The sequence below is a fragment of the Pseudomonas sp. MWU12-2029 genome, from assembly GCF_023242425.1.
Lineage (GTDB): Bacteria > Pseudomonadota > Gammaproteobacteria > Pseudomonadales > Pseudomonadaceae > Aquipseudomonas > Aquipseudomonas kribbensis.
Window position 1 is genome coordinate 56,000 of record NZ_JALJDY010000009.1, and the last position, 13,106, is coordinate 69,105.

Here is a 13,106-nt window from a genome sequence, read left to right on the forward strand (position 1 = left end):
AAGAAACCTGCCAGATACCGCTATAGATGCGGTCGATTCTGGAAGATTCAAGCGTGGGACAGTTGATGCAGATCAGACAGTTTAGCGGGTGAGCCAAACCAGGGAGGCGAAGCGACCGGTGCGCGATGCACGGCGATAGGAAAAGAAACGAGGGTCACTGACAGTGCAGAAACCGCCGCCATAAACAGCCGTGACACCGCGAACCGCCAGACGCAGTCGCGCCAGCTTATAGATGTCGGCCATGAACTTGCCCGCGTTGTGACTCGGGACAAAGGCTGTCGCGGCCTCGGGCAATTGATTGATGAAGACTTCCCGGACTTCCGGGCCGACTTCGAAGGCTTGCGGACCGATGGCCGGGCCGAGCCAGACCAGAATGTCTTCGGCAGGTACATTCAGGCTGTCGAGGGTGGCTTCCAGAACGCCGGCCGCCAATCCACGCCAACCGGCATGCGCCGCTGCCACGCGAGTACCGGCACGGTCGCAGAACAGCGCCGGCAGGCAATCGGCGGTCATTGCCGCACAAGCGATACCCGGTGTTGCCGTCCAGCTGGCATCTGCCGTGGCTACAACCGACGGATCAGCATGCGCCACGGCAATCCCGTGCACTTGCTGCAGCCAGGCAGGCTTGAAAGAGAAGTGATCGGTCAGTCGCCGACGGTTTTCGGCGACGGCCTCAGGACGATCATCGACATGATCGCCCAGATTGAGGCTGTCGAACGGCGCCTCGCTGACGCCGCCCTCGCGGGTGGTGACGCAGGCCTTGACGCTGGCCGGCGCAGGCCAGTCCGGCGTCAGCCAGTTCATCCTACGAATGCCTCGCGATCCTGCTTGAGCAGGGTCAGCAGCCACACCAGATCTTCCGGCAACGGCGATTCCCAGCTCATGCGCTCACCGGTGGTCGGATGATCCAGCTCGAGGAACCGTGCGTGCAGGGCCTGACGCGGGAAGTGTTTCAGCGACTCGACCATGGTCTGGCTCGCCGCCGGCGGAATGCGGAAACGACCGCCGTACGCTGGGTCGCCGACCAACGGAAAGTTGATGTGCGCCATGTGTACGCGGATCTGGTGGGTACGACCGGTTTCCAGCTTAACCCGGACATGAGTGTGGGAACGGAAACGCTCCAGTACGCGATAGTGGCTGACCGCAGGCTTGCCACCTTCCATCACCGCCATGCGCTGGCGCTGCTGGCCGTGGCGACCGATCGGGGCATTGATCTTGCCACCGGCCGTCACCACGCCGATCACGATGCACTCGTAGATCCGGCTCACGCTGCGGCTTTGCAGCTGGGCAACCAGCTTGGTCTGCGCCTGGATGGTCTTGGCCACCACCATCAGACCGGTGGTGTCCTTGTCCAGACGATGCACGATACCGGCACGCGGGACATTGATGATGTCCGGCACGTGGTGCAGCAAGGCATTGAGCAAGGTGCCATCGGCATGGCCGGCAGCCGGGTGCACCACCAGGCCCGCAGGCTTGTTGATCACCAGGATATCGTCGTCTTCATAGACGATATCGAGCTCGATGTCCTGGGCGACCCATTCACCCTGGGCCTCCTGCTCGGCGGTCAGCTCAAGGACGGCACCGCCATGAACGATGTCGCGCGGGCGGATGACCGCCCCGTCCACAGTCAGGCGACCTTCTTTGATCCAGGCGGAAAGGCGCGAGCGGGAGTGCTCTGCGAAGAGTTGGGCGGCGACTTGATCGAGGCGTTGGCCGCCCAATTCGGACGGCACCTCTGCGCGAAGTTCAATTTTATCGGACATGCTCGGACTGGGCGTCGGCTACAGCCTTTGGTTTCGGCTGCGCGCTTGTGGTTAAATACGGCGTCTTTTGCCCCGGGGCTTTTCAACGGGGCGCTCATCATAACAGGACGGCCCCGCCCAAGACAGCGGCCGTCATAGGGACGCAAGCCGCCATGCAAGTGAAACACCTGCTGCTGATCGCCATCCTCGCATTGACCGCTGCTTGCTCATCGAAGGAAGTCGTAGACGAAAACCTGAGCGAAACCGAGCTGTACCAGCAGGCTCAAAAGGACCTGGACAACAACAGTTACACCAGTGCCACCGCCAAGCTGAAGGCTCTGGAGTCGCGCTATCCGTTCGGTCGCTACGCAGATCAGGCACAACTTGAACTGATTTATGCGAACTACAAGAACTCGGAGCCGGAAGCTGCAAAGTCCGCCGCCGAGCGCTTCATTCGTCTGCACCCTCAGCACCCGAACGTCGATTACGCCTACTACCTCAAGGGCCTGACCTCGTTCGACCAGGACGTCGGCCTGCTGGCGCGCTTCCTGCCGCTGGACATGACCAAGCGTGACCCGGGTGCTGCCCGCGACTCCTACAACGAGTTCGCCCAGCTAACCAGCCGCTACCCGAACAGCCGCTACGCGCCGGACGCCAAGCAGCGCATGATCTACCTGCGCAACCTGCTGGCAGCCTACGAAATCCACGTGGCCGACTACTACCTGACCCGTCAGGCCTACGTCGCCGCCGCCAACCGTGGCCGTTATGTAGTGGAAAACTTCCAGGAAACCCCATCGGTCGGCGACGGCCTGGCGGTGATGACCGAAGCCTACCAGCGTCTGCACCTGGACGAGCTGGCGGCCACCAGCCTGGAAACCCTGAAGCTCAACTACCCGAATCACCCGAGCCTGAAAGACGGTCAGTTCGTACCGTCGGTCGCCGAAGCCGACAACCGTTCGTGGCTGAGCAAGGCCACTCTGGGCCTGATCGAGTCCCGTCCACCACTGCCGCCGGGAGAGACCCGCGCCAACCAGGACGTGCAGAAGCAGTTCCAGGACGCGAAAGATGCGATCCCGAACGAGCTCAAGCCTAAAGACGAAAACGGCGACGTGATCGAAGCGCCGGAACCGGAGTCCAGCAACAGCGACCGCTCCATTTTCAGCTACTTGACCTTCGGTCTGTTCGACTGATCACTTCGGTGATGCCAAAAAGGGAGATCTTCGGATCTCCCTTTTTTATTGCCGCGTTTTATTGCGCTGTGCGCCTGCCAAGACCTTGGCTAAACTGCCGGATCATCAGTCAAAAAGCCGCCCATCATGCTTCGTCTACTCTTCTGGATCGCCCTGATCGCCGCCGCCGTCTGGCTCTGGCGCAAATTCAAGGCGCCTGTCGCACCCACGCAATCCCCCCGCGAACAGGATGCCGCACCGATGGTGCGTTGCGCCCATTGCGGCGTGCACCTGCCACGCGACCGCGCGCTGAGCCTTCGTCAACAGTGGTATTGCAGCCAGGCTCATCTCGAGCAAGGCCCCGGTTCCAGTGATCGCTGAGGCGACCGACGCCACTCGCAAACAGGCCCAGCGACTGCTGCGCCTCTATCACCTCTACCGTCTGAGCGTCGGCATCACCCTGGTGCTGCTGATCTCCAGCAACATGGACAACCGCCTGCTGACGTCGGCCGACGACGAGCTGCTGCGCAATGGCAGCTGGTTGTACCTGGTGCTGAATATCCTGCTGGTGGTGTTCCTGGAGAACATCCGCCGTCCGGCCCAGTTGTTCGGGCTGGCCCTCGTCGACATCCTGCTGCTGTGCGGCCTGTTCTACGCCGCCGGCGGCGTGGCCAGCCCGGTCGGCAATCTGCTGATCGTTTCGGTAGCCATCAGCAACACGCTATTGAAACGGCGTATCGGCGTGCTGATCGCGGCCATCGGTGCACTCGGCATTGTCGGTCTCAGCTTCCTGCTGAGCTTCAGCCATCCCCTGAACGCCAACGAATACCTGCAAGCGGGCACCCTCGGCGCCCTGTGTTTTGCCGGAGCTTTGCTGGTGCAAGGCTTGATCCGCCGTCTCGAGGTCAGCGAGACCCTCGCCGAGCAACGGGCCAGCGAGGTGGTCAGCCTCGAAGCTCTCAACGCCTTGATCCTGCAACGCATGCGCACCGGCATTCTGGTCCTCGATGAACAACGCCGGGTGCAACTGGCCAACCAGAGCGCCCGGACGCTGCTGGCGCAGTCACCCCTTGAAGGTCATTTGATCGATGACTATTCGATCGCACTGGTCGAGCGCCTGAACCTTTGGCTGAACAACCCGACCCTGCGCCCGCAGAGCCTGAAAATCGCCGCCAACGGCCTGGAACTGCAACCGAGCTTCATCGCCCTGGAGCAGAGCCCGAACCGCCAGACCCTGGTGTTTCTCGAAGACCTCGCGCAAATCGCCCAGCAGGCCCAGCAACTGAAGCTCGCGGCGCTCGGGCGTCTGACCGCCGGCATCGCCCACGAGATCCGCAACCCGTTGGGCGCCATCAGTCATGCCGCACAGTTGCTGCGGGAATCCGAGGAACTCGACGGCGCGGATCGGCGTCTGACTCAGATCATCCAGGATCACTCCCAGCGCATGAACCGAGTCATTGAAAACGTCCTGCAACTGTCCCGCCGCCAGCAAAGCGCGCCGCAACGGCTGGATCTCGAGCCATGGCTCGAGCACTTCGTCGAGGAAAGCCGCGAACAGGCCAGCGAGCACCAACGGATTCACCTGAACATCGAATCCGGGGATTTCCGGACCCTGATGGACCCGGGGCAACTGACGCAAATTCTCGACAATCTGTTGCGCAACGGCTGGCGACACAGCGCCCTGCTGCACGATCCGGCGCAGGTCTGGCTGCGGCTGTTCATCGACCCCGAGAGCCAGCTGGCCGTACTCGAAGTCCAGGACAACGGCCCCGGCGTGGCACTGGATCAGCAGGCGCATCTGTTCGAACCTTTCTTCACCACCAGCAGCCAGGGCACCGGCCTTGGGCTTTATCTGTCCCGTGAGCTGTGCGAAAGCAACCAGGCCCGCCTAGACTTCAAACCACGCCAAGGCGGCGGCTGCTTTCGCATCACCTTTGCTCACGGACGGAAACAAAGTTGAACACGAGCCCACGGCAAAAAATCCTCATCGTCGACGACGAACCGGATATCCGCGAACTCCTGGAAATCACCCTGGGACGGATGAAACTCGACACCTTCAGCGCACGCAACCTCGGCGAAGCCCAGGCGCTGCTGAACCGCGACACCTTCGATCTGTGCCTGACCGACATGCGCCTGCCGGACGGCACCGGGCTGGACCTGGTGCAGCACATCCAGCAACGCTACCCGCAATTGCCGGTGGCGATGATCACCGCTTATGGCAGCCTGGAAACGGCAATCAACGCCCTGAAAGCCGGGGCTTTCGACTTCCTGACCAAACCGGTGGATCTCACTCGACTGCGCGAACTGGTCGCCACCGCGTTGCGCATGCCGGCGACCGGCGGTGTCTGCACCTCGATTGATCGCCGACTGCTCGGTGACTCGTTGCCGATGCGCAACCTGCGCAAGCAGATCGACAAACTGGCCCGCAGTCAGGCGCCGGTCTATATCAGCGGCGAGTCCGGTAGTGGCAAGGAACTGGTCGCCCGGCTGATTCACGAGCAGGGTCCACGCGCCAGCCAGCCGTTCGTGCCGGTGAATTGCGGGGCGATTCCTTCGGAATTGATGGAGAGCGAGTTCTTCGGGCACCGCAAAGGCAGTTTCACCGGCGCGGTGGACGATAAGCCGGGGCTGTTCCAGGCTGCCCATGGCGGGACGCTGTTTCTCGATGAAGTGGCGGACTTGCCGCTGTCGATGCAGGTCAAGCTGCTGCGGGCGATCCAGGAAAAGGCCGTGCGCAGTGTCGGCGGCCAGCAGGAAACCGTGGTCGATGTACGCATTCTGTGCGCCACCCACAAGGACCTGGACGCAGAAGTCGCCGCCGAGCGCTTTCGGCAGGATCTGTATTACCGGCTGAACGTGATCGAACTGCGGGTGCCTTCTCTGCGCGAGCGTCGTGACGATATCGAGGCATTGGCCAGCCATATGCTCAAGCGTCTGGCCCATGGCACTGGCCAGCCGGCGGCACGCCTGCATCCTCAAGCGCTGGAGGCCTTGAAGAACTACCGTTTTCCGGGGAATGTCCGGGAGTTGGAGAACGTCCTCGAGCGCGCGCACACCCTGTGCGAAAACCGCACGATCGAGGCCGACGACCTGCGCCTGAGCGAAGGCAATTGCGCAGCCGAGGGTGGCATTGCCGATCTCACACAGATCGACAACCTCGAAGACTATCTGGAAAACGTCGAGCGCAAACTGATCCTGCAGGCGCTGGAGGAAACCCGCTGGAACCGTACGGCGGCGGCCCAGCGGTTGAATCTGTCATTCCGTTCGATGCGCTACAGGCTCAAGAAGCTCGGCCTGGATTAAATGCGCCCGGTCGGGGCATACGGCGCCGGATCGATGATCGGCGCCCGCCCCAGCATCACATCGGCAAACAGCTGACAGGATGCCGGTGCCAGCACCAGCCCGTTGCGGTAATGCCCGCAGTTTAGCCACAAGCCATCAACACCGGGTACCCGCCCGATATAGGGAATGCCCTCCGGCGAGCCGGGACGCAACCCGGCCCAGTGCCCCACCACTTCGGCATCCGCCAGCGCCGGCAGCAATTCGACCGCCGAGGCCTTGAGGCTTTCCAGTGCACTGTCGGTCGGGGTCTTGTCGAAACCTTCGTGCTCCAGCGTGCTGCCGATCAGGATGTGCCCGTCGCGACGCGGAATCGCATAACGCCCTTTGGCCAGCACCATGCTCGGCAGGAAGTCCGCCGCGCACTTGTAGAGAATCATCTGGCCTTTGACCGGCTCCACCGGCAGCGACAGATTCAGCGTCTTGAGCAGCTCGCCGCTCCACGCCCCCGCCGTCAGCACCACCTGGTCGCCGTTGATCACGCCTTTCGGCGTTTGCACACCGACAACCTTCTCGCCCTCACGGACAAACCCGCTGACCTCGCACTGCTCGTGAATCGTCACGTTAGGCAGCGCCTGCAACGCGGCTTTCAGCGACTTCACCAGCCGTGGGTTGCGTACGTTGGCCACATCGGCCATGTGGATCGCCCGGGAAAAACCGCCGCCGAGTACCGGCACCGCATCATGGGCCGCCGAGATATCCACAGCCCGCAGCGGACGGTTTTCCCGCTCGGCCCAGGCCAGCGCTTCGGCTTCGTCGTCCAGGTCCAGCCAGTACAGGCCGGTGGTATGGACTTCAGGATCGACACCGGTATCGGCAAACAGCCGCTCGCCCAGATGTGGGTAAAAGTCCTGCGACCAGTGCGCCAGCGCCGTGACTGCCGGGCTATAGCGCCATGGATACAGTGGAGAAACGATGCCGCCGCCGGCCCAGGACGATTCCTGGCCGACGTTCGAGCGATCCAGCAGCACCACGCTGCGCACTTCGGAGGCGAGGTTGTACGCGGTCAGCAGGCCAATCACCCCGCCACCGACAATCACCACTTGCTGTTGCCTGGTCATGTTTGTTCCAACCGTAAAAAAGACAGTGGGCGCAAAAGGCGCCCGAATGAAAGCGGCTCAGCGGCCCCAGCAATCCTTGGTGGCAAGCCCGGCAGTCGCGTTGATCATGCTGCGCACACCGGTGTTGGTGAGGGTGAAGTCCCCGCACTTGTCGCCGGCCATGGTCGTGCCGGCCTTGCGGGTCGCGGTCAGCAGGTAGGTCTGGTCAGCGATGGTCGGGGTGATGGTGTAGAAATCATTGCCCGTGCTGAGCCCGGTGACACCGGTGTAAACATTGTTGCGGGTGTAGAAGCGTTCGAGGGTCTGCGCCTGCTCGTTCAGCAGCGAGGCCACTTCGGCGCGGCGGCCCTTTTTCAGGTATTCGGTATAGCTCGGTGCGGCAATGGTGATGATGATCCCGATGATCGCTATCACGATCATGATTTCGATCAGGGTGAACCCGCGGATGGATCTGCGCATGCCTCAACTCTCGCTTACTGTATTTGTCGCCACATGATACGACGGCTGCCGCCGCCGGATTTTTCCACCAGGGTGGTGATCCCGCCACTGGAATCGTTCACGATCTTGCGCGATGCGCCGTTGACGATGGCGTTCAGCGTAGGAATGCCGCCACTGAACACCACACCGCTGGAAATCGTGTCATTGGTGTCGACCACGCCGTCGGCGTTGGTGTCGAGCACCGCATAGTTGAGCATCTTACCGCTGAACGCATCGAGTTCGACCAGTTTGCCGGTACCGAAGCTGGAGCACGGGTCGGTGGTATCGACACTAGCCGTAGTAAATACGATTCGCCCCAGCACCAGACTGGCCTGATTGATCACCCGCTCGCCGGTCAATACGTTGTTGTACACCAGCGGCAGATACCAGCCCTTCTCGGCCGGATAAGTGGTGTCGTTCTGGGTCGTGGTAATGAACTGCCCTGAACTGCCCGAGAACACGCCAGTGATGGCCTGGGCCTGCAAACTGCTGACCGTCAGTTGCCCCGAACCGCCATCGGCATCCCACACTGAATAGAACGCCTGCAGATCTTTGTTGGTCTTGTCGGCGGTTTCGTTGAATTTGCCGGTACCGACGAAAATCTGTTTGCCCCCCAATGAATTGTCCGCCAGCAACGGCTGCGCCGTGATCGGTTGCGTCGTGCCGCCCGCCGTGGTGAACAGCGGCTTACCGGAAAATGCCACGCCCCAGCTGTCGGTGGTGGTCGCGCTCAGGTCGAACTTCCACAGGCGCCCCTTCAGATCCCCTCCGTACGCGGCCTGCACCACATTCTGCGAGTTGACCTTGAGCTTCACCGACGACAGTCCATTGGTGGTTTCGGTACTGTCGATGACGATTTTCTTGATCAGCGAACCGTCGCGCACATCCAGCACATACAACGCCGCCACCCCTGAGTTGCTGCCGTAGCCATTGGCGATGAAAGCCGCCCAGCGACCATCGGCCAAGCGTGCCACTTCCGGACGGGCGTAGGCATAACCCAGATCATTGAAAGCGTTCGCGGTGCTGGCAGTGGCCGGTGCACTCACCTCCCACAATGCATTGAGAATGTTCCCTGCCGAGGCGTCGAACAACTGCAAGGCATAGAACGTCTTGCCACCGGCCCCGGTGCCGCCGATGGCGAGGGTCTTCCAGGCCGTGCCGAACTGCGCGTCATAGACACCGACCTGCCCGTCCACCAGAAACTTGTGGCTGACGCCGTTGATATAGTTGGGGTCGGCGATCAATCGCAACGACGGCAGCACGCTCGACGGCATGTAGGCGTAACGCCGGGTGCCGTTGGCCGGGTTGATGACGCTGACGAAACCGTCGTTGCCGTTCACCACCAGATTCGCATTCATGTTCGCGGCCTTGGTGGTCAGGTAACTGGTGTAGGTGGTGTCGCCCGACAGGTCGGAGGCGGTCTTGTCCGTGGGCGAGGCCAGCACCAGCGGCGAGTTGATGATGTCGCCCAGCAAGACGCTGCGAACCTTGAGCCCGGTCTTGTTGGTACCCTTGCTCCACTCCACCAGGTCGTTGCCACTGATGCCGCTGGGCAGGCTCTGGCCGAGCGTTGTCTGCTGCGCTGCAGAGAAGTTGCCGTAAGCCAGTGTCACTGCCGCGTTGCTCAAGGTATTCCATGATTGATAGGTCGGTGCCGTGGCGCCGGGGACGATGGCGGTGTCGGTCGTCCACAGCACCGTCGAGGTGTTGACCGTCCCGCTCGAGGTGAAGCCGAAGGACTTGATGGTGCCGCGCCAGTCCCGGGGATCGTAACTGGTCTGGAAATAGCTGCTGCCGCTCACCAGCGTCGTAGCGCTCGTCACCCCGCTGCCGCCGGAGCCGGCCTTGGAGGTGATGTCGCTCAGTGCCGATGACAACGCCGTGTTCAGGCCGGCACTGTCGGTGGCCTGGTAATACTTGCCCTGGCCATAGTTCGCCGCGTCCGACAGCATGTCATTGGCGGCGGTGAAACCCACGGTATAGGTGTTCATGTTCTGCTTGGGAAAGTCCGGCGAACTCCAGCTCTTGCCGGCTGCATCGACACCGGTCGAACGCATGTCGATATCGAAGGCGAACTTGGCGATGTCGTCCAGGTACAGCGTGTCACCCTCGTTATCGCCGTTGAGGTTGTTGCCATCATTATTGATGCCGTCCCAGTTCGGCAGACGGCTGCCGCCCAGCGGGTCGTTAGTGGGGAACGTGCGGTCATAGGTCGGCAGGCCGTCGGTAATCACCACCCCGTAGTTTTTCTGGCAGCGGTACTGGATCGGACTGGTGTAGGTGCTCGGCGTGGTGTTGTAGTACGGCGTCATGCCGCGCATGTAGCGGGTGATTTCGTAATAGGTTTCCGCCAAGGGCGTATTGGCCACGGCGCTCAGGCCGCTGATCGCCGAGATCAGTGCGTTGTAGTTGCTGTCGGCCTGGGCCTGGGTCACGCTGCCGCTGACCGGCGCCAGGTCGCTGACGGACCGTGCGATGTAGCCGCCGTTGCCCGGGTTGTTGCTGGTGGCCGGGTTGAATGTCGACAGGCCGAAACGCAGGTTACGGTTGCTGGTCACCAGTGCGGTGGAAACGTTGCGGGCGACGTTGATCCGGTAGTCGTTGGGAATCGCCCCGGTGGTGAAATCACGGGTGCCGTTGCTGATGGCGAGGCCGACCACGTACGCGATGTAATCCCCGTAATAGCGGGTATTGCCGCCGCCGACCGGGTCCGGCAGTTTTAGGCACAGCGGTGCCAGGCTGTTGTTGTAGAACGCATAGGCACCGCCGGAGCAGCCGGAAGTCGGCAGGCTCGACAGAAACACCGGATCGCCGGTGATGGCCGTCGAACTCAAGCACAACCCGAGCACCGCGTTGCACTGCCGGGCCGGTGTGCGAGTGACCGTGGGATCGAAACCCGCAGCGTAAATAATGCTGTTCATGCTGCCCGAGTCGTCGATCAGCAAGATGACATTCGGCGGCACGGCGGCGGCACTGAGCAATGGCGAATCAGACGGCGTGAACGCATACGCCGGCGCGGCCAGATACAACCCCGCAAGAAACCCCGCCAGCCACGGCCGCCAGCCAGAGCGTCGTTCAGTACTTCGCATAGACACTCTCCACCACACTGCGTGAACTGCCGACGATCCCGACGGCCGTGACCCGGTAGAGCGTCGCCGAGGTGTTGCTCGGAACGTTCACCGCGGTGAGCGTGGTGCCGATGTTCTGTACCCCGTAGAAACCGTTGCCGGCAGCGATCCATGTAACTCCGGATGTCGAGTTGAGTCCCGCAGCAGTCACGACCGTAGACTCCGCCGGCGGTGCGCACTGGGTGGTATTGGCACACACCGCCAGCGAATACGTGCTCAGTTGCACCGCACTCTCGCCAATACGCAGCGCCGCCTCGGCAGTCTGGAACGACTGATTGCGCAGGCTCACGCTGCCGGCCATCTTTTCCTGCAGGTTGGCGCTCTGCATCGATGACAGGCCGATCACCGTCAGGAGCAACAGAAACACCAGGCTGACCAGCAGCACCATGCCACGCTGGGTTGGTCGTTGGTGGAGAGAAACATTCATCGGCCGGCCCTCACTGCAAGCGGTTGCGCAGAGCGGCAACCACGTTGAAGGTCTGGTTGGCGACCCGGTTGTTCGGGTCGGTGAGGGTCAGGGTCAGACGCACGCTGCGGATGCGTGCAGGATCGCCGGGGTTGCTGCTGTAAGTCGAGGCAGAGACGTCCGTCGCCGACGTGGCGAGTCCGAACATCACCGTAAAAGCACTGACGTTGTTCACCAGTACCTGCTGGGTCGGCGTTCCGCCACCGGTGCCCATCAGGATCTGATTGTTGCTGAAGCTGTAGACCAGACGACGGATGGGGAAGGCGATTTGCCCGGCCGCCGGAGTCTGCAGGTTGCTGTAGGCCGTTGCGCTGTTGCGGCAATCGGAAACCACCGTCCAGGTCGGTGTTCCGCCGCCACTGCCGACATCGGCAGTGACCAGCGTCAACTTGAGGTTGGTGTTGTCCCAACTGATCGGCGTGATCTGCGCGGCGTTGAAATCGCCGCTGGTACTGGCGTCGGTAATCGTCCCGAGGCAGCCGAACATCCCGACCATGCGAATTTCCTGGATCATCTTGCTCAACACGAACCGTGCATCTTCCTGCATGGCCGCCGAAGAGTTCTGGCTGACGTAGGTATTCTTCGCTGCAAGAAAGGTCTGTACGACGCCCAGCACGATGATCAGCCCCAGCGCCAGGGCGATGAGCATTTCGATCAGGCCGAAACCCTGGTTATGCCGCTTCATGGCGTGGCCACCGGATCGACCGTGGCACGGCTGGTCAGAACAAAACTGTTCGGCGCACTGGCAGTATTGGCGGCCCGTGAATCACTCCAGTTGATGGTGATGGTGTACACCCGCTGGTTGAGGGTGATGCTGCCGGTGGCAGTCGGCCCGCCGAAATTGACGATGTTGGTGGTGAAGTCGTAGAGATCCTGGTCCCGGGTAACGCTCAGGTTGCCCGAGGTCGGCGGCGTGACGGTGTAGTCGGCCCCGGAGTTGGCGCGGATGCGGTCCATCATGTCGTAGGCGATGAAACTCGCCTGACTGGTCATCCGCGAGCTGTCGGTGTATTTCAGAGCATTGAGCTGAACCGCCGCCGCCCCCAGCAACCCGACCGTCAGCACCAGCAACGCCACGAGGATTTCGATCAGCGACATGCCTTCCTGTGCAACTCTGCTCCCTGCCCTCATCCGCAGCTTCCACCCGATTGAATTCGTCCGTTCAGACACACGTTCAGCGTCCTGCTTTGCGTTCCCAGCGTATAACTGAACACCACCGCCGTGGACGGTGCCGCCAGCCCCCCCAGATTGTTGAAGTCCAGCGTGGTCACTCCTGAGGTTAGCGTCAGAGTCGCGCCGCTGCTCATCGCTGGAACAACCCGCAATACATTGGCCGAAGTGCCAGTACTGTCGTAGACCGACAACTCCCCCGTCCAGACGCTGCCCCCGGCAGTCGGTCGCAAGCGGATGGTGGTCCCGCGATCGATGGCTTCCAGTCGCGCATAGTTGAGCGCTCGCTGCAGGTCGCCAACTTCGGTGTCGGCCTTGCTGCCCTGTATCGATCGGGTAAACGCCGGGACGGCCATCGTGATCAGGATCACAACCAATGCGACCGCCACCAGCACCTCGATCAGCGTGAAACCTTTTGTACGATGATCCATCGATGCCCTCCGTTGCCGTCGGCTATACCTGCCCTGTAAACCTAGAACATTCGGCCGGCTTGCGTCGGTTGATTTGCCCTGCCCGGCGCACGGATCGCGTCGAGCACCCTGCTCCAAGGAGGA

Annotated in this window: 13 protein-coding genes; 4 read left to right on the plus strand and 9 right to left on the minus strand. The window is 61.9% G+C overall.

Translation table 11 applies throughout. The annotated features are described in order from the left end of the window. Positions 1-81: 81 nt before the first annotated feature. Positions 82-804: a peptidoglycan editing factor PgeF gene (gene pgeF / locus M5B44_RS21605; RefSeq protein ID WP_248740443.1), complete on the minus strand. Its 723-nt coding sequence runs from the start codon at positions 802-804 to the stop codon at positions 82-84. Beyond that, entirely contained in the window at positions 801-1,763 is a 963-nt protein-coding gene (gene rluD, locus M5B44_RS21610) for a 23S rRNA pseudouridine(1911/1915/1917) synthase RluD (protein WP_085712174.1), read from the minus strand. The genes pgeF and rluD overlap by 4 nt, the downstream gene beginning before the upstream one ends. 152 nt (positions 1,764-1,915) lie before the next feature. Here rluD and M5B44_RS21615 point away from each other — a divergent pair, with 152 nt between their 5' ends. The 4 genes from M5B44_RS21615 to M5B44_RS21630 all read left to right on the plus strand — a co-directional run bounded on the left by M5B44_RS21615 (position 1,916) and on the right by M5B44_RS21630 (position 6,214). Continuing rightward, the gene (locus tag M5B44_RS21615; RefSeq protein ID WP_119430150.1) at positions 1,916-2,932 is read left to right on the plus strand and encodes an outer membrane protein assembly factor BamD; all 1,017 of its coding nucleotides are present in this window, start codon (positions 1,916-1,918) and stop codon (positions 2,930-2,932) included. A 126-nt stretch (positions 2,933-3,058) separates the two neighbouring features. Next, positions 3,059-3,292: a PP0621 family protein gene (locus tag M5B44_RS21620; RefSeq protein ID WP_085712176.1), complete on the plus strand. Its 234-nt coding sequence runs from the start codon at positions 3,059-3,061 to the stop codon at positions 3,290-3,292. Further along, positions 3,282-4,871, plus strand: coding sequence for a sensor histidine kinase (locus M5B44_RS21625; protein WP_248740444.1), 1,590 nt, complete (start codon positions 3,282-3,284; stop codon positions 4,869-4,871). Before M5B44_RS21620 ends, M5B44_RS21625 begins: the two co-directional genes overlap by 11 nt. Next, positions 4,868-6,214: a sigma-54-dependent transcriptional regulator gene (locus M5B44_RS21630; RefSeq protein WP_248740445.1), complete on the plus strand. Its 1,347-nt coding sequence runs from the start codon at positions 4,868-4,870 to the stop codon at positions 6,212-6,214. The genes M5B44_RS21625 and M5B44_RS21630 overlap by 4 nt, the downstream gene beginning before the upstream one ends. Here the strand turns inward: M5B44_RS21630 and thiO are convergent. The 7 genes from thiO to M5B44_RS21665 are packed head-to-tail and all read right to left on the minus strand — an operon-like array spanning position 6,211 to position 12,983. Next, positions 6,211-7,311 (minus strand): glycine oxidase ThiO, encoded by a 1,101-nt coding sequence (thiO, locus tag M5B44_RS21635; RefSeq protein ID WP_248740446.1) that lies wholly within the window; start codon positions 7,309-7,311, stop codon positions 6,211-6,213. The two genes, M5B44_RS21630 and thiO, sit on opposite strands and share 4 nt — an antisense overlap. Before the next feature lie 57 nt (positions 7,312-7,368). Continuing rightward, positions 7,369-7,770 carry a type IV pilin protein gene (locus M5B44_RS21640; RefSeq protein ID WP_085712180.1) on the minus strand — a complete coding sequence of 134 codons (402 nt, stop codon included), beginning with the start codon at positions 7,768-7,770 and terminating at the stop codon, positions 7,369-7,371. Positions 7,771-7,784: 14 nt separating this feature from the next. Further along, complete coding sequence (locus M5B44_RS21645; protein WP_248740447.1) at positions 7,785-10,877, minus strand: pilus assembly protein; 3,093 nt, start codon at positions 10,875-10,877, stop codon at positions 7,785-7,787. Then, on the minus strand, positions 10,864-11,343 hold the full coding sequence (locus M5B44_RS21650) for a PilX N-terminal domain-containing pilus assembly protein (RefSeq protein ID WP_248740448.1): 480 nt from the start codon (positions 11,341-11,343) through the stop codon (positions 10,864-10,866). The genes M5B44_RS21645 and M5B44_RS21650 overlap by 14 nt, the downstream gene beginning before the upstream one ends. Positions 11,344-11,353: 10 nt before the next feature. Further along, positions 11,354-12,067: a PilW family protein gene (locus tag M5B44_RS21655; RefSeq protein WP_114885621.1), complete on the minus strand. Its 714-nt coding sequence runs from the start codon at positions 12,065-12,067 to the stop codon at positions 11,354-11,356. Then, positions 12,064-12,513, minus strand: coding sequence for a type IV pilus modification protein PilV (gene pilV, locus M5B44_RS21660; protein WP_114885622.1), 450 nt, complete (start codon positions 12,511-12,513; stop codon positions 12,064-12,066). The genes M5B44_RS21655 and pilV overlap by 4 nt, the downstream gene beginning before the upstream one ends. After that, positions 12,510-12,983 carry a GspH/FimT family protein gene (locus M5B44_RS21665; protein ID WP_114885624.1) on the minus strand — a complete coding sequence of 158 codons (474 nt, stop codon included), beginning with the start codon at positions 12,981-12,983 and terminating at the stop codon, positions 12,510-12,512. The genes pilV and M5B44_RS21665 overlap by 4 nt, the downstream gene beginning before the upstream one ends. Positions 12,984-13,106: the final 123 nt, after the last annotated feature.

What these genes read in the sequence shown, in the direction of transcription:
- pgeF (WP_248740443.1), bottom strand. Translation starts at nt 804, where the DNA reads ATGAACTGGCTGACGCCGGACTGGCCTGCGCCGGCCAGCGTCAAGGCC.
- rluD (WP_085712174.1), bottom strand. Translation starts at nt 1,763, where the DNA reads ATGTCCGATAAAATTGAACTTCGCGCAGAGGTGCCGTCCGAATTGGGC.
- M5B44_RS21615 (WP_119430150.1), top strand. Translation starts at nt 1,916, where the DNA reads ATGCAAGTGAAACACCTGCTGCTGATCGCCATCCTCGCATTGACCGCT.
- M5B44_RS21620 (WP_085712176.1), top strand. Translation starts at nt 3,059, where the DNA reads ATGCTTCGTCTACTCTTCTGGATCGCCCTGATCGCCGCCGCCGTCTGG.
- thiO (WP_248740446.1), bottom strand. Translation starts at nt 7,311, where the DNA reads ATGACCAGGCAACAGCAAGTGGTGATTGTCGGTGGCGGGGTGATTGGC.
- M5B44_RS21640 (WP_085712180.1), bottom strand. Translation starts at nt 7,770, where the DNA reads ATGCGCAGATCCATCCGCGGGTTCACCCTGATCGAAATCATGATCGTG.
- M5B44_RS21645 (WP_248740447.1), bottom strand. Translation starts at nt 10,877, where the DNA reads ATGCGAAGTACTGAACGACGCTCTGGCTGGCGGCCGTGGCTGGCGGGG.
- M5B44_RS21650 (WP_248740448.1), bottom strand. Translation starts at nt 11,343, where the DNA reads ATGAATGTTTCTCTCCACCAACGACCAACCCAGCGTGGCATGGTGCTG.
- M5B44_RS21655 (WP_114885621.1), bottom strand. Translation starts at nt 12,067, where the DNA reads ATGAAGCGGCATAACCAGGGTTTCGGCCTGATCGAAATGCTCATCGCC.
- pilV (WP_114885622.1), bottom strand. Translation starts at nt 12,513, where the DNA reads ATGAGGGCAGGGAGCAGAGTTGCACAGGAAGGCATGTCGCTGATCGAA.
- M5B44_RS21665 (WP_114885624.1), bottom strand. Translation starts at nt 12,983, where the DNA reads ATGGATCATCGTACAAAAGGTTTCACGCTGATCGAGGTGCTGGTGGCG.